This window comes from Streptomyces sp. LUP30, from assembly GCF_001746365.1.
Taxonomy (GTDB): Bacteria; Actinomycetota; Actinomycetes; order Streptomycetales; family Streptomycetaceae; genus Streptomyces.
Genome location: NZ_MJAJ01000004.1, coordinates 101,880 through 119,660, shown reverse-complemented (window position 1 = coordinate 119,660; position 17,781 = coordinate 101,880). Strand labels below are relative to the sequence as shown.

Genomic DNA, 17,781 nt, shown 5'->3' with positions numbered 1-17,781 from the left:
ACTCTGGTACCCGTCTGAGGGGCGGCGCAGGCTCGGCAGCGTGACCCAGACAACCACGACCACCACCACGACCGCGTCCTCCGTCCCGCGGGGCGCCCGCACCGCGGAGCCGTCCCACTCCCTCGGCCCGCTCGGCCTGTTCACGGTGCTGCTCGGCGCGGCGCTGCCCCTCATCGACTTCTTCATCGTCAACGTCGCCCTGCCCACGATGGGCCGCGACCTCGCCGCGAGCGAGTCCGTCCTGGAACTCGTCGTGGCCGGGTACGGGCTCGCGTACGCCGTGCTCCTCGTCCTGGGCGGCCGCCTGGGGGACCTGTTCGGACGGCGCCGGCTCTTCCTGGGCGGGATGGCGGCCTTCGGTCTGACCTCGCTCGCCTGCGGGCTCGCGCCCGACGCCTGGTCGCTGGTGGCTGCCCGGGTCGCGCAGGGCGCGTCCGCCGCCGCGATGGTCCCTCAGGTGCTGGCCACCATCCAGTCCGCCACGGCGGGCGCGCGCCGCGCGAAGGCGATGAGCCTGTACGGCGCGACCGCCGGACTGTCCATGGTGGCGGGCCAGATCCTGGGCGGCGTGCTCGTCGCGGCCGACATCGCCGGCAGCGGCTGGCGGTCCGTGTTCCTGGTCAACGTCCCCTTCGTGGTCGTCGGACTGCTCCTGGCCGCCCGTACCGTTCCGGAGACCCGCTCACAGCGGCCGGAGCCCGTGGACGGACCCGGCACCGTGCTCCTGGCCGCCGCGCTGCTGACCCTGCTCGCCCCGCTCACCGAGGGCCGGGCGGCGGGCTGGCCGCTGTGGACGTGGCTGTCGCTGGCCGCGTTCCCGCTGGTCACGGTCGCTTTCTACGCGGTGGAGCGACGGGCCGACCGACAGGGCCGTACGCCGCTGGTGCCGCCGAGCCTGTTCGCGCTCACCACGCTGCGGCGCGGGCTGACGATCATGGGACCGCTCGCGGTCGGCTTCAGCGGGTTCATGTTCGTCATCGCCGTGGCCCTGCAGAGCGGGGCCGGGCTGGGTCCGGTGCGGGCCGGTCTCGCCCTCGCGCCGATGGCCCTGATGTTCTTCCTCGCCTCGCTCGCCGGGCCGCGTCTGGTGACCCGGTTCGGGGCGCGGGTGGTGACCGCCGGCGCCGTCCTGCAGGGCTTGGGCGTCGTGCTCATCGTGCTGGCGGTCCGCGCCGACTGGCCGGACGTCGGCCTCGTCGAGCTGCTGCCGGGCACGGCGGTCGCCGGCGCGGGGCAGGCGCTTCAACTGCCCGTCGTCATGCGGATCGTGATGTCCGAGGTGCCGCCGGCCCGCGCGGGCGTCGGCAGCGGTGTGATGGTGACCACCCAACAGGCCTCGCTGGCCCTGGGCGTGGCCACGCTCGGCACCCTGTTCCTGTCCCTGGTCCCGGGCTCGGGCATGCGGGACGCCCTGGTCACCACGCTGGTCGTGCAGTTGGCCGGGGTGGTCCTGACGGGTCTGCTGAGTCTGCGGCTGCCCCGGAACGTGGGCTGAGCGCGGGGGCGGTCCCGTCGAGGCGTCCCCCGGGGCTGCTGTCGCCGCCGGTCATGCTGCACACTCCTTGCTGCGCGGGCAGCCGCGATGCCCTCGGACGCTGGAGGCGTCATGCCGGAGAACAACGCGAGCAAGGTGAGCCGCTTCGACCAGCACGGCCGGCAGCACGTCGTCCGGGTGCGGCGCGCGGGGGTGCAGCGCACCATCAGCTGCGACACCTGCGGTTGGCGCCAGGGGGCGCAGTTCCTGCCCTGGCTGAAGGCGGAGCAGCATCTCGCCGAGGAGCACCAGGCGACGGTGGATCCCCGCGGGGGCGACCAGGGCGAGGGGGGCGGCCGCGCGTCGCGATGACTTTCGGGCGTCCGGGAGGTCGTATCGGTGAAGAGAAGAAGCCAGGACCCACCGGAAGGCCGGCCCATGACCGCGCTGCGCGAGACCCTCCAGCGATACGTCGACGACGGCACCGTGCCCGGAGCGGTGGGCCTGGTGGCCCGCGGCGACGAGGTGGAGGCCGTGAGCGTCGGCTCCCGGGACGCCGAGGGCACGGCCCCGATGACCCGGGACTCCCTCTTCCGGATCGCCTCGATCACCAAGCCGGTCACGGCGGCGGCGCTGCTGACGCTGGTCGAGGAGGGCACGGTCGGCCTCGACTCGCCGGTCGCCGAGTGGCTGCCCGAGCTGGCGGAGCCGATGGTGGTCCGCACGCCGTCCGCGCCCGTCGACGACGTGGTCCCGGCGGTCCGTCCGATCACGGTCGAGGACCTGCTGAGCTCGCGTCCCGGCTGGGGCTTCCCGTCGGACTTCGCCCTCCCGGCCGTCCAGGCCCTCTTCGACGTGCAGAAGGACGGCCGCGCCCCGCAGGCGTTCCCCGAGCCGGACGTCTGGCTGGCCGACCTGGCCCGCATCCCCCTGCTGTATCAGCCGGGCGAGGCCTGGCTGTACGGCACGGCGTCCGATCTGCAGGGCGTGCTGATCGCGCGGGCCTCGGGCCGGACGCTCCCCGAGTTCCTGGCGGAGCGCATCTTCGAGCCGCTGGGCATGCGGGACACGGCGTTCGAGGTGCCGAAGGAGAAGCGGGACCGGTTCACCACCGCGTACCGCCCGGACGGTGCGGGCGGACTGGAGCTCGCGGACGCCCCGGACGGCGAGTGGAGCAGCGTGCCGAGGTTCCCGTCGGGCGGCGGGGGCCTCGCGGGGACGGCCGACGACTGGCTGGCGTTCGCCCGCATGCTGCTGAACGGGGGCGAGGCGAACGGCCACCGGGTCCTGTCGCCGACCTCGGTGAGCCGGATGACCGCCAACCATCTGTCGGCGGTCCAGCGCGAGATCGGCTCCCTCTTCCTGGAGGGCCAGGGCTGGGGCTACGGCGGCGGCGTCGACGTCGACCCGCTCGACCCGTGGAACGTCCCGGGCCGCTACGGCTGGGTCGGCGGCACGGGGACGACGGCGCACATCGTCCCGCGGACCGGCACGGTCACGGTCCTCCTCACCCAGACGGCGATGACGGACCCGACGCCGACCCCGCTGATGCGGGACTTCTGGCGGTGCACGGTGGGATAGGGGCCGCCTGTGCCGAGGCGCGCAGTCCGCGCAGCAGCAGGTCCACGACCGCCGTGAAGTCGTCCTCGACGCCCGGTCGCTCCCAGACCTCGAAGTAGCCCGGGTCGTGGAAGCGGCCCGTGGCGTGGAAGACGGCGCGTGCGGACGCCGCCGGGTCGGCGGTCGCGAAGGCCCCGGCCGCGACGCCCGCTTCGATGATCGAGGTCAACTGGCCGGTGAGGTCGGCGAGGTGGTCGCCGACCGCCGTGCCGCTGTCCGCGGTCAGCACCATGTACGTGGCGAACAGCTCGGGGTCGCCGCCCGCCTTGCGCCGCTTGGCCTCGAAGAGCGCCGTGAGCCAGTCCCGCAGCCGGGCCTCCGGGGGGCGGCCCTCGTCGGCGGTGATCGCGGAGAGGATCTGCGACGTGAAGTCCAGCCATCGCTTCGTGACCGCCTCGCGCAGCGCCGCCTTCGTGCGGAAGTGGCGGTAGACGCTGCCATGGCTGACGCCGAGCGCGCGGGCCACGTCCACCACGGTCGCCTTGGCCGGGCCGTGCCGGCGCAGCACCTCCTCGGTCGCCTCGAGGATGCGCTCGGCGGTCAGGGTCTCGGAGGTCTGCGGTGCCATGGTGAGACGGTACCCGGCGGGCCGGTCAGCGCTCGCTGTCGAGGTGCTCCATGGCCGCGGCCGGGTACCGCTCGCCGGCCGCCGCGTCGGCGGGCACGGCCGCCTCGATCGCCGCGAGGTCGTCGGCCTCGAGGACGACGTCCAGCGCGCCCAGCGACTCCGTGAGCCGCTCGCGGGTGCGGGCGCCGACCAGCGGGACGATGTCCTCGCCCTGGGCCAGCACCCAGGCGACGGCGAGCTGGGCCACGGAGACGCCCTTGGCCTCGGCGATCTTCCGCAACGCTTCCACCAGGGTCAGGTTGTGCTGGAGGTTGTCGCCCTGGAAGCGGGGCGAGTGGGCCCGGAAGTCGTTCGCGCCGAGCTTGCGGTCGGCGGAGAAGTGTCCGGAGATCAGGCCGCGCGAGAGGACCCCGTACGCGGTGACCGAGATGCCCAGCTCGCGGGTGGTCGGCAGGATGGACCGCTCGACGCCGCGGGTGATCAGGCCGTACTCGATCTGGAGGTCGGCGATCGGCGCGGTGGCGGCGGCCCTGCGGATCGTCTGTGCACCGGCCTCGCTGAGACCGATGTGCCGGACGTACCCCTGCTCGACCAGTTCGGCGATCGCGCCGACCGTCTCCTCGATCGGAACGTCGGGGTCGACGCGGGCGATCCGGTAGACGTCGATGTGGTCGACGCCGAGGCGCTGGAGGGAGTAGGAGGCGAAGTTCTTCACAGCGGCGGGTCGGCCGTCGTACCCGGCCCATGAGCCGTCGGGCCCGCGCAGCGCGCCGAACTTCACGCTGGTCAGCGCCTGTTCGCGCAGGGCGGGCGGGGCGGTGCGCAGGGCTTCGCCGATCAGCAGCTCGTTGTGGCCCATGCCGTAGAAGTCGCCGGTGTCGAGCAGGGTGACGCCGGCCTCCAGGGCGGCGTGGATCGTCGCGATCCCCTCGGCCCGGTCCGCGTCGCCGTACAGGGCGGACATGCCCATGCAGCCGAGACCGAGTGCGGAGACCTGGGGGCCGGTGGTGCCGAGGGAACGGGTTCGCATCGTCATGCCCCTAGAGTGTCATGACAGCTGACAGATTTCAATATCTGTCATTCCATAGCTGCAACTCCGCGCTGGTGCGGTCGACGCGCCCCGCAGGATGAGGACAATGGAATATGTCGGTGCGCAGTCACCTCGGCGGCGCCTGCCGCCGACCGAGCGGCCCTTCGCGCCGCCATGGAGGCTGTCATGAGCATCCGCATCGCCACCTTCAACATGGAGAACCTCTTCCGCCGGCCCACGGCCTTCCGGCTCACCGACCCGGTGAAGCGGAAGGAGATCCTCGACGACTTCGCCGCCCTCGGCGCCCTCCTCGACAAGCCGGAATACACAGCTGACGACAAGACGAAGATCGCCGGGCTCATCGAGAAGCACCGGGCGTACGCGATCGACCCGGAGGACCCGCCGCCCATCTACGTGAACCAGTCACGCCCGGGCAAGGACTCCGGACTGTTCAAGCCGCCGGGGCGGGGCAGGCACCCCCACATCGAGGTCACCGCCAAGGGCCGTTCCGCCTGGGCCGGTTGGGTCGAACTCGGACAGGACGACCTCGACCTGGACACCGTGCGCAACACCGGCCGGGTGGTCTCGGAGGTCGACGCCGACGTCCTGCTCACCGTCGAGGTCGAGGACCGCCTCGCCCTGGAGCGCTTCAACTCGCAGGTGCTGGCCGGAGCGCTCGGCAGGCGGCCCTACCCCTACGCCCTGCTGATCGACGGCAACGACAGCCGGGGCATCGACGTCGGGATCTTCAGCCGGTACCCGATCACGTCCCTGCGCACCCACATCTTCGAGACCAACCCGGACCGTCCCGACGAGCGCCTCTTCAGCCGCGACTGTCCCGAGTTCGAGATCCGGCTCAACGGCACCCCCCTGGTGATCCTCGGCAACCACCTGAAGAGCAAGTCCAACGACGATCCGGCACTGCGGCTGGCCCAGGCCAGGCGCGTCGCGGAGATCTACCGGGCCGCACTGGAGCGCACCCCGCACGTCATCGTCGCCGGAGACCTCAACGACTTCCCCAGCAGCGACTCGGTCGTGACACTGGAGGGAGCCGGACTGCGGGACGCGATGAGCCACCGCTCCTACCGGGGACTGCCCGGCACGTTCAAGCCGTGCCAGAGCGAGCGGGACAAGATCGACTACCTGCTGATGTCGCCGGAGGTGTGGCAGGAGGTCCAGCACGTCGGCCTGGAGACCCGCGGCATCTTCGCGGACGGCATCAAGTCCTTCGACACCGTGACCTCGCCTCTCGACGCGGCCTCCGACCACGCGGCGCTCTACATGGACGTCGACCTGTAGGCGCCGACGAACCGGCCCCAGGCCTGCGCCCCGAACATCAGGACACCCCGGTCCGGGTCCTTGCTGTCCCGGACCGGGACGAGGGAGGTCGCATTGTCGGCGACTTCGAGGCAATTGCCGCCGTCCGTGTTGCTGTAGCTGCTCTTGCGCCATGTCACGCTGCTCAGATCGGTGGCTCGCATGGCAAATCCTCCAACATACGCAAGATGAACGACTGCGACTCGGCCGGGCCCAACGCCAGGTCACGTACCGCATCATATGTGCGGTGCAGACGCTCAACCCTGCCCGATTCCTCGATCAGTTCACCGCGTACGTCGTTTTCGACATAGGCCACGGTACGGCCGTCCAACAGCCGCAGGAACATCGTGTCCGTGTTCATCAGGCCGTGCGGGCCGATGCCGAACGGCAACACGTGGAGCGTGATGTTGCTGCACCCCGCAGCATTCAAGAGGAACTCCAACTGCCTTCGCCATTGGTGGAGTTCACGTAGCGAGTTACGCAGCACGGCCTCGGCGAGGATCGCCCGGAACGGTGGAGCCTCCTCCCCTTCAAGCAGCTTCCGCCGACGAGTGCGTGCCTCGATCTGCTGCTCCAACTCCTCCCCCTTGAGGCCGCCCGCCACGAGAGCCTCGCGCACATATCCGTCTGCCTGGAGAAGTCCCGGCGGCGCACTCACTGAGTACTGCCACAGGCCGACCGCCTCCGCCTCCAGAGTCATGTACCGCCGATACTGCTCCTTGAACTGCGAAGGGTCGGCGACCGCCAGCTCCCACAGGGTGAGCAGCATCGAGCCCGTCCCGTAATGCTGGTCCAGCGCCTCCACGACCTCCGGGCTGCCCAGGCTCTGGCCGCCTTCCATCTTGCCGAAGGTGGACGCGGTCCAGCCGAGCACCTCCTCCAGCTGCCGCAGACTGTCCCCCTTGGCCGCCCGCAGCAGCCGCAGCTCCTCCGCGAACCGCCGCCGGGGTTCCTGGCTCCGCCCGGTGACCACCCGCCTCGCCGGCATCCCGCCCCCCTTCCGCATTTGTGGAATTTGCGCCGCCGAACGACCACGAACCCCTCGCCGACGGCATGTCCGCCCCGCCCGGAAGGCATCCTGACGTCAACCCCCCACCACCCAGAGTATCCCAACCTTCACATTTAGTAAGGAAGTTGGGTAAAAGGAGCGGACGACATGGAGCACGAACCCGGCACCCTCCTCTACGACCCGGCCACGGACCGGGTCGGCGAGTACCAGGACCGCTCCGGCCCCTACGCGATGCTGCGGCCGGTCGGCGGCGGCCGGGAATGGCAGGCCGATCCCGCCGGACTGCGGCCGGCGACCGAGCGCGAGCGGCTGCGCGCCGGGGTGCGGGCGGCGAACGCGCGGGCGCGCACCGACGGGCCGTTCATGCTGGGCCTGCGCCGCCCGCCCCAGCCGGTCCCGGACTGCCCGGAGTGCGCCGACCTCGCGTCGCGCCGCACGAAGGCGCGCGCGGTGCACGACTACAGCGCGGAGACCGACGCCGACGTCCTGCTCAGGACCCATCTGCGGGAGCGGCACTCCGCCGTATAGCGCGAGGCCGGCCCCGACGGGATTGCGTCGGGGCCGGCCTCGGTCTGCCGCTGAGTGCCGTGGCGGCTAGGCGCCGATCAGGCGGGCGGCCAGGTAGCCCTCGATCTGGTCGAGGGAGACGCGCTCCTGCTTCATCGAGTCGCGCTCGCGGACGGTGACCGCGTTGTCGTCGAGGGTGTCGAAGTCCACCGTGACGCAGAACGGCGTGCCGATCTCGTCCTGGCGGCGGTAGCGCCGGCCGATGGCGCCGGCGTCGTCGAAGTCGATGTTCCAGTTCTGGCGCAGCGCGGCGGCGAGGCCCTTGGCCTTCGGCGACAGCTCGGGGTTGCGGGAGAGCGGCAGGACCGCGACCTTCACGGGGGCGAGACGGTGGTCGAGGCGCAGCACCGTGCGCTTCTCCAGCTTGCCCTTGGCGTTGGGGGCCTCGTCCTCGATGTAGGCGTCGAGGAGGAACGCCAGCATCGCGCGGCCGACACCGGCCGCGGGCTCGATGACGTACGGCGTCCAGCGCTCGCCGGCCTCCTGGTCGAAGTAGGAGAGGTCCTGGCCGGAGGCCTTGGCGTGGGCGGAGAGGTCGTAGTCGGTGCGGTTGGCGACGCCTTCCAGCTCGCCCCACTCGTTGCCGCCGAACTGGAAGCGGTACTCGATGTCAGCGGTGCGCTTGGAGTAGTGGGAGAGCTTCTCCTTCGGGTGGTCGTACCACCGCATGTTCTCCTCGCGCATGCCCAGGCCGGTGTACCAGTTCCAGCGCTGCTCCATCCAGTACTCCTGCCACTTCTCGTCCTCGCCCGGCTTGACGAAGAACTCCATCTCCATCTGCTCGAACTCGCGGGTGCGGAAGATGAAGTTGCCGGGCGTGATCTCGTTGCGGAAGGACTTGCCCATCTGGGCGATGCCGAACGGCGGCTTGCGGCGCGAAGTGGTCTGCACCTGGGCGAAGTTGGTGAAGATGCCCTGGGCGGTCTCGGGGCGCAGGTAGGCGATGGAGCCGGTGTCCTGCGTGGGGCCGAGGTGGGTGGAGAGCAGACCCGAGAACTGCTTGGGCTCGGTGAACTGGCCCTTGTTGCCGCAGTTGGGGCAGTTCACGTCCGCCAGGCCGTTGGCCGGCGGGCGGTTGTGCTTGGCCTCGTACGCCTCTTCCAGGTGGTCCGCGCGGAACCGCTTGTGGCAGGAGGTGCACTCGGTCAGCGGGTCGGAGAAGGTGGCGACGTGACCGGAGGCGACCCAGACCTCGGGGGCCAGGATGACGGACGAGTCGATGCCGACCACGTCCTCGCGCGACGTCACCATGTAGCGCCACCACTGGCGCTTCAGGTTCTCCTTGAGCTCGACACCCAGCGGTCCGTAGTCCCAGGCGGCCTTCTGACCACCGTAGATCTCACTGCAGGGGAATACGAAGCCACGGCGCTTGCTCAGGCTGACGATGGTGTCGATCTTGTCGGCGGCCACGGTGCTCTCTTCATAACGACGACGGGCGACGAAGCGAGGTGCTTCCAGCGAAGACTTCAGGGTACCGGCGGGGACTCCCCCTCGACCAAATCGGGCCCCCGCCCACAGGGGCCATACCGCAGCCCTTCGGGGCTTACCGGGCCCTTGCTCGTTCCTTGCCCCTCAGCTTGTTGACAACGGTTTCCATATTTGTTGAAAATGAGTGTCATGAACGCACGACGACTCATATCCGGCGCGGCCGTCGCGGCGGCCACCGCCCTCGGCCTCGGCTCCCTCTCCGCCTGCTCCTCCGACAGCGCGGCCGCGGCCAACACGGACAAGTTCGACGTCGTCGCGTCGTTCTACCCGATGGCCTTCCTCGCCGAGCGCATAGGCGGGGACCACGTGCACGTCACCAGCCTCACCCAGCCCGGCCAGGAGCCGCACGACCTGGAGATCAGCGCCAAGCAGACGGCCGCACTCCAGGAGTCCGACGCGGTGCTCTACCTCAAGAACCTCCAGCCCTCCGTCGACGACGCGGTGTCCCAGTCCGGGCTCAAGACCAAGATCGACGCCGCCTCCCTCACCACGCTGGAGAAGCACGGCAACGAGGTCGGCGGCCACGCGGCCGAGCACGACGCCCACCAGAGCGAGGAGCTTTCCGGCCTCGACCCGCACATCTGGCTCGACCCCGTGCGGTACGCCCAGGTCGCCGAGGGCGTCGGCAAGGCCTTCGAGAAGGCCGACCCGGACCACGCGGCCGACTACAAGGCCAACACCGCGGCCCTGGTGAAGCAACTCGGCGATCTGAACACCGAGTTCGAGAAAGGTCTCGCGAACACGAGGACGAAGGTCTTCGTCACCACCCACGCCGCCTTCGGTTACCTCGCCGAGCGCTACGGCCTGACCGAGGAGGCCATCAACGGCCTCGACCCCGAGTCGGAGCCCAGCGCCGCCCGCGTCAGGGAGCTTGAGAAGATGACGAAGGCGGACGGCGTCACGACCGTGTTCTACGAGACGCTCGTCAGCGACAGGACCGCGAAGACCATCGCCTCCGACGCGCACCTCAGGACCGACGTCCTCGACCCGATCGAGGGCATCACGAAGAAGTCCCGCGGCACGGACTACTTCACGGTCCAGCAAGCCAACCTCAAGGCGCTGCAGACGGCCCTGGGAACCAAGTGACCATTACGGAGGGCGTCATGGACGCGAAGGCCGAGCCCGTCATTTCGCTGCGCGGCGTCCGCGCCGAGCTGGGCTCGCGCCCTGTTCTGCGGGGCGTCGACCTCACCGTGCGGCGCGGCGAGGTCGTCGCCCTGCTCGGCGCGAACGGCTCCGGCAAGTCCACGGCCGTGCGCAGCGTCATCGGACAGGTGGCGATCGGCGCGGGCGAGATCGAGCTGTTCGGCGCGCCGCACCGACGGTTCCGGGACTGGGCGCGGATCGGATACGTCCCGCAGCGCACCACCGCCGCGGGCGGGGTCCCGGCCACGGTGACCGAGGTCGTCTCCTCGGGCCGCCTCTCGCGCACCCGCTTCGGCGTCTTCCGCAAGGCCGACCACGCGGCCGTGCGGCATGCCCTGGAGCTGGTCGGCATGGCCGACCGGGCCAAGGACAGCGTGGACGCCCTCTCCGGCGGCCAGCACCAGCGCGTGCTGATCGCCCGCGCGCTCGCCGCCGAACCCGAACTGCTGATCATGGACGAGCCGATGGCCGGCGTCGACCTGGCCAGCCAGGAGGTGCTGGCGCACACCCTGCGCGAGCAGGTCGCCGCCGGCACGACCGTCCTGCTGGTCCTGCACGAACTGGGCCCCCTGGAGCCCCTCATCGACCGGGCGGTCGTCCTGCGCGACGGCTGCGTGCTGCACGACGGGCCGCCCCCGCGGGCCGTCGGACAGCACGCCCTCCCCGGCCACGACCATGTGCACCCGCACGCACCCGCGGGCGCCGAACCGATCCGCACGGGACTGCTGAGCTGATGGACCTCCTGAACTACGCCTTCATGCAGCGGGCGCTGCTCGCCGCGGTCCTGGTCGGCATCACCGCCCCCGCCGTCGGCATCTACCTCGTCCAGCGCCGCCAGGCCCTCATGGGCGACGGCATCGGCCACGTCGCCATGACCGGCGTCGGCCTCGGCTTCCTGCTCTCGTGGTCCCCCGTGTGGATGGCGACGACCGTCTCCGTCCTGGGCGCGGTGATCATGGAACTCATCCGCTGGTACGGAAAGACCCGCGGCGACATCGCCCTCGCCATGCTCTTCTACGGCGGCATGGCCGGCGGCGTGATGTTCATCAACCTCGCGCCGGGCGGCTCCAACGCCAACCTGACCTCGTACCTCTTCGGCTCGCTGTCGACGGTGTCGGAGTCGGACGTGACGGCGATCTGCCTGCTCGCGGCCTTCGTGGTCCTGGTCACCCTCGGCCTGCGCCGCCAGCTGTTCGCGGTCAGCCAGGACGAGGAGTTCGCGCGGGTGACCGGCCTGCCGGTGCGCGCCCTGAACCTGCTGACGGCGGTCACCGCGGCGGTGACGGTGACCGTGGCGATGCGCGTGGTGGGCCTGCTGCTGGTGTCGGCCCTGATGGTCGTCCCCGTGGCCGCGGCCCAGCAGCTCAGCCGCAGCTTCGCCGCGACCTTCGCGATCGCGGTGGCCATCGGCGTGACCGTCACCATCGGCGGCACGGTCACCTCGTACTACCAGGACGTCCCGCCCGGCGCCACGATCGTGCTGCTGACCATCGCCGCGTTCGTCGCGCTGAGCGTGCTGGCCGCCCCGCTGGCCCGCCGCCGCGCCCGCGCGCTGGCGGCGGCTCAGCCCGCGGGCGACCCCGCGGAGTGCGCCATTCCGGCCACCCGTGCCCCGGGCGACGAAGTCGGCGTCTGACCGCGCACAGGCCGGGCTGGCACAATGGCCCGGCAAGCCGCAGACGTGAGGAGACAACGGTGACGACCGCTGGACCGCCCGTGAAGGGCCGCTCCACCCGGCAGCGTGCCGCCGTGGCGGCGGCGCTCGACGAGGTGGACGAGTTCCGCAGCGCGCAGGATCTGCACGACATGCTGAAGCACAAGGGCGACTCGGTCGGCCTGACCACCGTCTACCGCACCCTGCAGTCCCTCGCCGACGCGGGCGAGGTCGACGTCCTGCGCACGTCGGACGGCGAGTCCGTGTACCGCCGCTGCTCCACCGGCGAGCACCACCACCACCTCGTCTGCCGTGTCTGCGGCAAGGCGGTGGAGGTGGAGGGCCCGGCGGTCGAGAAGTGGGCCGAGGCCATCGCCTCGGAGCACGGTTATGTGAACGTGGCCCACACGGTGGAGATCTTCGGCACCTGCGCGGACTGCGCGGCGGCCGCCGCGGGCTGAGCCGCGGTGCGACGCGGGTCCCGCCGGAGGCACGGGCGCGTCCGGCGTCAGACGCGCCGCAGCCGGCCGTCCAGCACGGCCCGCAGCCGGTCGACGTCCTCGGGGGTGCGGGCGCCCCGCTTGACCAGGACGATCGCGCAGTGGCCGGCCTTGTCCGGACTGCGCAGGGCGAAGACCCCCTTCGACTCCGCGTAACTGCCGTAGTTGGCCCAGTCCATGCGCAGGTCGGCGTGCGCGCTCACCGTGCGCACGCCCTCCGGACCGACGGACACCTGGATCCGGCCGTGGTGCCGGTTCGCCTTCAGCAGCTGCGCGGCCGCCAGACGCGGCGCGAAGTACATCAGCACCGGCCACACCGTGAACATCACGCCGAACGACATCGCGGTCCCGTCGGCGGCGCGCACGCTCACGGCGAGCAGCGCCACCCCGGCCAGGGCGACGCACGCCAGGAAGACCGGCCGGTGGATCAGTCCCACCCGGCCGTTCTTGCGGGACACCAGCCGGACGGCGTCCTCCATGTCCGCGAGGCGGTGCTCGTACTCCAGCACCACCGCGTCCTCACGCACTCCGGCACCCTGTCCCTCGCCCACGGCCCCTCCCCGGTCCCACGCTGACGAGCCGTGATCGTAACGGCCGGGAGCGCGGGCCGGAGCGGCGGGGCGGACGCCCGCCTGCCGCGTGATCCGCCGTGCGGCTTCAGGAGCCGGACTCCTGCGCCGGAGTGCTCCCCTCCAGGGACAGCAGCACCTCGTTGGGGGTGGCGCCGCCGAAACGGCGGTCCCGGGAGGCGAACTCCACGCACGCCCGCCACAGGTCACGGCGGTCGAAATCCGGCCACAGGACGTCCTGGAAGACCATCTCCGCGTACGCGCTCTGCCAGATCAGGTAGTTGGAGGTGCGCTGCTCGCCGCTCGGCCGCAGGAACAGGTCGACGTCGGGCATGTCCGGGTAGTACAGATACTTCGCGAGGGTCTTCTCGGTGACCTTGGAGGGGTCCAGCCGCCCGGCCTTCACGTCCTCGGCCAGCGCCTGCGCGGCGTCGGCGATCTCCGCCCGCCCGCCGTAGTTCATGCAGAAGTACAGGGTGAGGCGGTCGTTGTCCTTGGTCTGCTCCTGGGCGACCTGGAGCTCCTTGGCGACCGACTTCCACAGCTTGGGCATCCGGCCCACCCAGCGCACCCGGATGCCGAGCTCGTCCAGGGTGTCGCGGGTCTTGCGGATGAAGTCGCGGTTGAAGTTCATCAGGAAGCGGACCTCGTCGGGCGAGCGCTTCCAGTTCTCGGTGGAGAAGGCGTAGAGCGAGATGTTGCGCACGCCCATCTCGACCGCGCCCTGCAGCACGTCGAGGACCTGCTCGGCGCCGACCTTGTGCCCCTCGGTGCGCGGCAGCCCGCGCTCCTTGGCCCAGCGGCCGTTGCCGTCCATGACGATCGCCACGTGTTCCGGGACCAGCTCGCCGGGGAGCTTGGGCGGGCGAGCGCCGGACGGGTGCGGCTCGGGCGTCCTGTACTCCCGACGCTGCCGCCCCAGGAACCCGCGTACGACCATGTGCCTCTCGTCTCCTTCACTTTTCCACATACCGAAGGGAGCGCAGCCCGCGCTCCAGATGCCAGTGCAGATAGGCGGACACCAGTCCGCTGCCCTCCCGGACGTGGCGCGGTTCGCACGCGTCCGCCGTCTCCCAGTCTCCCGTGAGCAGCGCGCCGAGGAGGACCAGGGTCTGCGGCGAGGGTACGACGCTGCCGGCCACCCGGCAGTCGACGCAGACGGAACCGCCGGCGGCGACGGAGAAGAACCGGTTGGGCCCGGGCATGCCGCACTTGGCGCAGTCGCCGAAGCTGGGCGCGTACCCGTTGACGGCCAGCGAGCGCAGCAGGAACGCGTCCAGGACGAGGTGCGGGGCGTGCTCGCCGCGGGCCAGGGTCCGCAGCGCCCCCACGAGCAGCAGGTACTGCTGCACGGCCGGTTCGCCCTCGTGGTCGGTGAACCGCTCGGCGGTCTCCAGCATCGCCGTCCCCGCCGTGTAGCGGGCGTAGTCGGTCACGATGCCGCCGCCGTAGGGGGCGATGATCTCGCTCTGCGTGCACAGCGGCAGCCCGCGCCCGACGAGTTCGCTGCTGCCCCGCGCGAAGAACTGCACGTCGACGTGGGAGAAGGGTTCGAGACGGGCCCCGAACTTGGACTTCGTCCGCCGCACCCCCCGCGCCACCGCCCGCACCCGCCCGTGGCCGCGGGTCAGCAGCGTGATGATGCGGTCCGCCTCGCCCAGCTTCTGGGTCCGCAGGACGATGCCGTCGTCCCGGAAGAGACTCATCGCACACCGCCGCCGGGGGCCCGCCGGGCCGCCCGCCCGCCGCCCGGCCGCAGCGTGACGCGCCCTGCCTCCCCCGGCTTTCGGGGGCGCAGCACGATGCCGTCGTCGCGGAACAGGCTCATGCCCCCATTCTCGCCTACGCCGGGAGGGCGGCGTGCCCGCCCGTGGTGATCCCCGGGGCGGGCACGCGCAACCAGGGGTGCGCGCGGGAGCGTCCGTGTAGACGGAAACGACTTCGGTTCCCGACGGATGGAGAGAACGATCTCAGCCTCGACCACTCGCCGCACCCTGCTCACCGCCGGCGCGGGCGCCGGCGCGGGCGCCGGCGCCGCCCTGCTCGCCGCAGGCCCCGCACGGGCCGCCGCCGACCCCGTCACGGCCCGCCTGCGTGACCTGGAGGCCCGGCACGGCGCCCGGCTCGGCGTCTTCGCCTGCAACGTCCGCACCCGCCGCCAGGTCCGCCACCGAGCCGACGAGCTCTTCCCGGTCTGCTCGCTGTTCAAGACCCTGGCGGTGGCGGCCGTGCTGCGGGACCTGCCCTCGTCGGCACCGGACCGGCGCATCCACTACACGGCCGACGACCTCGTGGAGAACTCGGAGATCACCAAGGACCACGTGGCCGACGGCATGACGATCGCCGAGCTGTCCGCCGCGGCGATCCAGCACAGCGACAACACGGCGGGCAACCTGCTGCTGCGCGAGCTGGGCGGCCCCGCCGCCGTCACCCGCTTCGCCCGTTCCGTCGGCGACCGCGTCACCCGCCTCGACCGCTGGGAGCCGGAGCTCAACTCGGCCGAGCCCGGGCGGATCACGGACACCACGAGCCCGTACGCGATCGCGCGCACCTACGCCCGGCTGGTCCTCGGCGACGCTCTGTCCGCCCCCGACCGCCGCCGCCTGACCGACTGGATGCTCGGCACTGTCACCAGCGCCAACCGCTTCCGGGCCGGGCTCCCCGCGACCTGGACGATCGCCGACAAGACCGGCGGCGGCTCGTACGGCGCGAACAACGACGCCGGCATCGCCTGGACCCCGGACGGCGCCCCGGTCGTCCTCGCGGTCCAGCTCACCAAGCCCGACCGCGAGGCCCCCTACGACCACGCCCTGATCGTGGAGACGGCGGGCGTGCTGGCGGAGGCGCTCGGCTGAGGCCTCCGTCGGTGGCTCCAGCTCCGGCCCCCGGCTCGGTCCGCGGGGCCGGGCAGGCTCGGCCGAGTCGGCGGAAGTGAACCGGCGCACCTGCCCCGCCGCCAAGGAGTCTTCACGGCCCGGCGTTCGAGTGGTGGGCGCGGACGTGACGCACCGCCTCCTCCGCAGGCCCGCCGTCCAGTACCGCCGGGCAGCCAGGGCCGTGCCGGGCGGCCGCGGCCGCCCGGCGGGGAACCGGAAGTCGGGCCGACGGACCCAGCGGGACTCCCGGCGTCGTCACGGCGCCCGGGCGCCCGGCAGGTAGAGGCCGAAGGCGGGGACCGGCGTCGCGGGCGGCGCGGGGGCCGGCGGGCGGCGCGGGCGGCGGCCCCGGATCAGCCGCCCGGACGGCGGTTCGAGCACTGCGGAGTCTCCGGCGGGCCAGGCCCACGGTCGTTCTCCCTCGTCCGATTCGAACGAGATCGCACGGTGCGGGCAACCGATTCCGCCCGACCGGTGGTCTGGGGGGCGAGGAGGGTGCTTGATGCAGGCCGAACAAGAGGAGCGGTTCCAGGAGTTCGTCAGAGCCCGGTGGTCCCGGCTCGTACGGACCGCCTATCTGCTCACCGGCGACGTCCACCACGCGGAGGACCTGACGCAGACCGCGCTGGCGAAGGCGTACCGGTCGTGGCGGCGGATATCGCGCAGCGACAACCCGGAGGCGTACGTCCGCCGGATGCTGGTCAGCTGCAACAGCGACCGGTTCCGCAAGCGGCGGGTCGTCGAGGCGCTGACCGCGGCGCCGCCCGAGCGGGCGGGGCGCGACGAGGGCGCGGGACGGGTGGAGGAGCGGGGCTCCCTGCTGGCCGGACTGGCCCAACTCCCGCCCAGGCAGAGGGCGGTGGTGGTGCTCCGGTACTGGGAGGACCTGTCCGAGGCGGAGGTGGCCGAGACGCTCGGCTGCTCGCCGGGCACGGTCAAGAGCCAGGCGTCGAAGGGACTCGCGAAGTTGCGTGCGCATCCGGGGCTGGCCACCGGCCGCACGGCGTCCGGCAGCCGTGCGCAGGGACAGGGACAGGGGGTCGGCAGGTGAACGAGCGGGACGGTCGAGGGGACTTGGAGGAGTGGATGCGTGAGCTGCTCGCGCAGGACGCGTACACGGTGCAGCCCTCGCCCGCGCCGTATCCGGCGATCCGGCGGCGGGGACTGGCCGAGCGGCGGCGGCGCGTCGCGGTGACCGGGGCGGCGCTGATCGCGCTGGCCGCGCTGCCGGTGGGGGCCTACGCGGTGAACGGCGGGGGCGGGGGGCACGGCGCCGACACGGCGGCGCCCGGTCCGTCGGCCGGCGCCTCGCGCGGTCCGGCCGGGAGCGCCTCGGCGGCGCCGTCCGGTCCCGCGCGGCCCGCGACGCCGGGGCAGTTGCTCGACGGGATCACCTTCGAGCAGGCGGCGGCCGGACTGAGGGAGTGCCTCAGGGCCGAGGGCGGGCCCGCCGGGAGCGCCGGGGACCTGGGCAGGGCCGAGGACTACCGGATCATCCTGGCGGCCAGGAGCACCGGCGACTCGAACGCCTCCGGCGGTGTCCACGTGGTCGCCGTGAAGGAGCGGCCCGCGGGCTTCCGGGTGGTCTGCTCCCTCGACGAGCACGGTGTGGCCTCGGGCATCAGCACCAGTTCGAGCGACGCCGGTCCGCCGAACGCGGGCCCGGTCGTGCCCGACTTCAACGGCGGCAAGCTGTACCAGCAGTCGTACATCGACAAGGGACACTGGAAGCTGCCGTTCCGCTGGGGGGCCGTCGGCACGGTCGAGCCGTCGGTCGCCAAGGTGACCGTGTCCTACGGGGGCGAGGAGACGACGGCCACCCTGGACGGAGACTGGTTCGTCGCCGCGGGCATGCTGAACCGGCAGGTCACCCTCGCCCCGCGCATCAAGGGCTACGACGCGGCCGGCAAGCTCGTCTACGACTCCGACACGGACAGCTCGTACGAGCGGTCGCTGCCGTAGG

At 71.9% G+C, this 17,781-nt stretch carries 21 protein-coding genes; 12 read left to right on the top strand and 9 right to left on the bottom strand.

The window, feature by feature from the left end; all coding sequences use genetic code 11:
* The first annotated feature begins 40 nt into the window (after positions 1 to 40).
* The 3 genes from BG482_RS05630 (at position 41) to BG482_RS05620 (ending at position 3,055) form a co-directional block, all read left to right on the top strand.
* Entirely contained in the window at positions 41 to 1,495 is a 1,455-nt protein-coding gene (locus tag BG482_RS05630) for an MFS transporter (RefSeq protein WP_069767733.1), read from the top strand.
* Between the two features lie 111 nt (positions 1,496 to 1,606).
* A complete protein-coding gene (locus tag BG482_RS05625; RefSeq protein WP_069767732.1) occupies positions 1,607 to 1,846 on the top strand; it encodes a hypothetical protein in 240 nt (79 codons plus the stop codon).
* Positions 1,847 to 1,912: 66 nt separating this feature from the next.
* Positions 1,913 to 3,055, top strand: a complete 1,143-nt coding sequence (locus BG482_RS05620) for a serine hydrolase (RefSeq protein ID WP_069767731.1) — start codon at positions 1,913 to 1,915, stop codon at positions 3,053 to 3,055.
* On the opposite strand, the gene BG482_RS05615 is transcribed toward BG482_RS05620, so the two are convergent.
* Positions 2,982 to 3,662: a TetR family transcriptional regulator gene (locus tag BG482_RS05615; protein ID WP_079141609.1), complete on the bottom strand. Its 681-nt coding sequence runs from the start codon at positions 3,660 to 3,662 to the stop codon at positions 2,982 to 2,984. The two genes, BG482_RS05620 and BG482_RS05615, sit on opposite strands and share 74 nt — an antisense overlap.
* 25 nt (positions 3,663 to 3,687) lie before the next feature.
* Positions 3,688 to 4,698, bottom strand: coding sequence for an aldo/keto reductase (locus BG482_RS05610; RefSeq protein WP_069767730.1), 1,011 nt, complete (start codon positions 4,696 to 4,698; stop codon positions 3,688 to 3,690).
* 180 nt (positions 4,699 to 4,878) lie between these two features.
* Between BG482_RS05610 and BG482_RS05605 the strand changes: the two genes are divergently transcribed.
* Entirely contained in the window at positions 4,879 to 5,991 is a 1,113-nt protein-coding gene (locus BG482_RS05605) for an endonuclease/exonuclease/phosphatase family protein (protein ID WP_079141608.1), read from the top strand.
* On the opposite strand, the gene BG482_RS05600 is transcribed toward BG482_RS05605, so the two are convergent.
* Positions 5,970 to 6,173, bottom strand: coding sequence for a DUF397 domain-containing protein (locus BG482_RS05600; RefSeq protein WP_069767729.1), 204 nt, complete (start codon positions 6,171 to 6,173; stop codon positions 5,970 to 5,972). The genes BG482_RS05605 and BG482_RS05600 overlap by 22 nt on opposite strands.
* Positions 6,155 to 6,997, bottom strand: coding sequence for a helix-turn-helix transcriptional regulator (locus BG482_RS05595; RefSeq protein ID WP_069767728.1), 843 nt, complete (start codon positions 6,995 to 6,997; stop codon positions 6,155 to 6,157). Before BG482_RS05595 ends, BG482_RS05600 begins: the two co-directional genes overlap by 19 nt.
* A 168-nt stretch (positions 6,998 to 7,165) precedes the next feature.
* Here BG482_RS05595 and BG482_RS05590 point away from each other — a divergent pair, with 168 nt between their 5' ends.
* On the top strand, positions 7,166 to 7,546 hold the full coding sequence (locus tag BG482_RS05590) for a hypothetical protein (protein ID WP_069767727.1): 381 nt from the start codon (positions 7,166 to 7,168) through the stop codon (positions 7,544 to 7,546).
* 66 nt (positions 7,547 to 7,612) lie between these two features.
* Here BG482_RS05590 and BG482_RS05585 read toward each other — a convergent pair whose 3' ends face one another.
* Positions 7,613 to 8,995: a glycine--tRNA ligase gene (locus BG482_RS05585; protein ID WP_069767726.1), complete on the bottom strand. Its 1,383-nt coding sequence runs from the start codon at positions 8,993 to 8,995 to the stop codon at positions 7,613 to 7,615.
* A 207-nt stretch (positions 8,996 to 9,202) separates the two neighbouring features.
* Here BG482_RS05585 and BG482_RS05580 point away from each other — a divergent pair, with 207 nt between their 5' ends.
* Genes BG482_RS05580 through BG482_RS05565 form a run of 4 tightly spaced genes read left to right on the top strand, consistent with a single transcriptional unit; the run spans position 9,203 to position 12,334 of the window.
* Positions 9,203 to 10,159: a metal ABC transporter substrate-binding protein gene (locus BG482_RS05580; protein WP_069767725.1), complete on the top strand. Its 957-nt coding sequence runs from the start codon at positions 9,203 to 9,205 to the stop codon at positions 10,157 to 10,159.
* 17 nt (positions 10,160 to 10,176) lie between these two features.
* Complete coding sequence (locus BG482_RS05575; protein WP_069767724.1) at positions 10,177 to 10,953, top strand: metal ABC transporter ATP-binding protein; 777 nt, start codon at positions 10,177 to 10,179, stop codon at positions 10,951 to 10,953.
* Positions 10,953 to 11,855, top strand: coding sequence for a metal ABC transporter permease (locus tag BG482_RS05570; RefSeq protein ID WP_069767723.1), 903 nt, complete (start codon positions 10,953 to 10,955; stop codon positions 11,853 to 11,855). Before BG482_RS05575 ends, BG482_RS05570 begins: the two co-directional genes overlap by 1 nt.
* Before the next feature lie 59 nt (positions 11,856 to 11,914).
* Positions 11,915 to 12,334 carry a Fur family transcriptional regulator gene (locus BG482_RS05565; RefSeq protein WP_069767722.1) on the top strand — a complete coding sequence of 140 codons (420 nt, stop codon included), beginning with the start codon at positions 11,915 to 11,917 and terminating at the stop codon, positions 12,332 to 12,334.
* 47 nt (positions 12,335 to 12,381) lie between these two features.
* Here the strand turns inward: BG482_RS05565 and BG482_RS05560 are convergent, their stop codons facing one another.
* The 4 genes from BG482_RS05560 to BG482_RS44980 form a co-directional block, all read right to left on the bottom strand.
* A complete protein-coding gene (locus tag BG482_RS05560; protein ID WP_069767721.1) occupies positions 12,382 to 12,924 on the bottom strand; it encodes a hypothetical protein in 543 nt (180 codons plus the stop codon).
* Between the two features lie 106 nt (positions 12,925 to 13,030).
* Positions 13,031 to 13,882 carry an isoprenyl transferase gene (locus BG482_RS05555; RefSeq protein ID WP_069767720.1) on the bottom strand — a complete coding sequence of 284 codons (852 nt, stop codon included), beginning with the start codon at positions 13,880 to 13,882 and terminating at the stop codon, positions 13,031 to 13,033.
* Positions 13,883 to 13,898: 16 nt separating this feature from the next.
* Positions 13,899 to 14,648, bottom strand: coding sequence for a DNA repair protein RecO (gene recO / locus BG482_RS05550; protein ID WP_069767719.1), 750 nt, complete (start codon positions 14,646 to 14,648; stop codon positions 13,899 to 13,901).
* Positions 14,645 to 14,770 (bottom strand): hypothetical protein, encoded by a 126-nt coding sequence (locus BG482_RS44980; RefSeq protein ID WP_256096268.1) that lies wholly within the window; start codon positions 14,768 to 14,770, stop codon positions 14,645 to 14,647. The genes recO and BG482_RS44980 overlap by 4 nt, the downstream gene beginning before the upstream one ends.
* 127 nt (positions 14,771 to 14,897) lie before the next feature.
* Here BG482_RS44980 and bla point away from each other — a divergent pair, with 127 nt between their 5' ends.
* The 3 genes from bla to BG482_RS05535 all read left to right on the top strand — a co-directional run bounded on the left by bla (position 14,898) and on the right by BG482_RS05535 (position 17,780).
* Positions 14,898 to 15,797 carry a class A beta-lactamase gene (gene bla, locus BG482_RS05545; protein ID WP_069767718.1) on the top strand — a complete coding sequence of 300 codons (900 nt, stop codon included), beginning with the start codon at positions 14,898 to 14,900 and terminating at the stop codon, positions 15,795 to 15,797.
* A 523-nt stretch (positions 15,798 to 16,320) separates the two neighbouring features.
* Positions 16,321 to 16,869 carry a SigE family RNA polymerase sigma factor gene (locus BG482_RS05540; RefSeq protein ID WP_069767717.1) on the top strand — a complete coding sequence of 183 codons (549 nt, stop codon included), beginning with the start codon at positions 16,321 to 16,323 and terminating at the stop codon, positions 16,867 to 16,869.
* 35 nt (positions 16,870 to 16,904) lie between these two features.
* The gene (locus BG482_RS05535; RefSeq protein WP_069767716.1) at positions 16,905 to 17,780 is read left to right on the top strand and encodes a hypothetical protein; all 876 of its coding nucleotides are present in this window, start codon (positions 16,905 to 16,907) and stop codon (positions 17,778 to 17,780) included.
* Position 17,781: the final 1 nt, after the last annotated feature.

Bases quoted from the DNA above. Each gene is read 5' to 3' on its own strand.
- BG482_RS05625 (WP_069767732.1), top strand. From the start codon at position 1,607: ATGCCGGAGAACAACGCGAGCAAGGTGAGCCGCTTCGACCAGCACGGC.
- BG482_RS05620 (WP_069767731.1), top strand. From the start codon at position 1,913: ATGACCGCGCTGCGCGAGACCCTCCAGCGATACGTCGACGACGGCACC.
- BG482_RS05615 (WP_079141609.1), bottom strand. From the start codon at position 3,662: ATGGCACCGCAGACCTCCGAGACCCTGACCGCCGAGCGCATCCTCGAG.
- BG482_RS05610 (WP_069767730.1), bottom strand. From the start codon at position 4,698: ATGACGATGCGAACCCGTTCCCTCGGCACCACCGGCCCCCAGGTCTCC.
- BG482_RS05605 (WP_079141608.1), top strand. From the start codon at position 4,879: ATGAGCATCCGCATCGCCACCTTCAACATGGAGAACCTCTTCCGCCGG.
- BG482_RS05600 (WP_069767729.1), bottom strand. From the start codon at position 6,173: ATGCGAGCCACCGATCTGAGCAGCGTGACATGGCGCAAGAGCAGCTAC.
- BG482_RS05595 (WP_069767728.1), bottom strand. From the start codon at position 6,997: ATGCCGGCGAGGCGGGTGGTCACCGGGCGGAGCCAGGAACCCCGGCGG.
- BG482_RS05590 (WP_069767727.1), top strand. From the start codon at position 7,166: ATGGAGCACGAACCCGGCACCCTCCTCTACGACCCGGCCACGGACCGG.
- BG482_RS05580 (WP_069767725.1), top strand. From the start codon at position 9,203: ATGAACGCACGACGACTCATATCCGGCGCGGCCGTCGCGGCGGCCACC.
- BG482_RS05575 (WP_069767724.1), top strand. From the start codon at position 10,177: ATGGACGCGAAGGCCGAGCCCGTCATTTCGCTGCGCGGCGTCCGCGCC.
- BG482_RS05570 (WP_069767723.1), top strand. From the start codon at position 10,953: ATGGACCTCCTGAACTACGCCTTCATGCAGCGGGCGCTGCTCGCCGCG.
- BG482_RS05555 (WP_069767720.1), bottom strand. From the start codon at position 13,882: ATGGTCGTACGCGGGTTCCTGGGGCGGCAGCGTCGGGAGTACAGGACG.
- recO (WP_069767719.1), bottom strand. From the start codon at position 14,648: ATGAGTCTCTTCCGGGACGACGGCATCGTCCTGCGGACCCAGAAGCTG.
- BG482_RS44980 (WP_256096268.1), bottom strand. From the start codon at position 14,770: ATGAGCCTGTTCCGCGACGACGGCATCGTGCTGCGCCCCCGAAAGCCG.
- bla (WP_069767718.1), top strand. From the start codon at position 14,898: ATGGAGAGAACGATCTCAGCCTCGACCACTCGCCGCACCCTGCTCACC.
- BG482_RS05540 (WP_069767717.1), top strand. From the start codon at position 16,321: ATGCAGGCCGAACAAGAGGAGCGGTTCCAGGAGTTCGTCAGAGCCCGG.
- BG482_RS05535 (WP_069767716.1), top strand. From the start codon at position 16,905: ATGCGTGAGCTGCTCGCGCAGGACGCGTACACGGTGCAGCCCTCGCCC.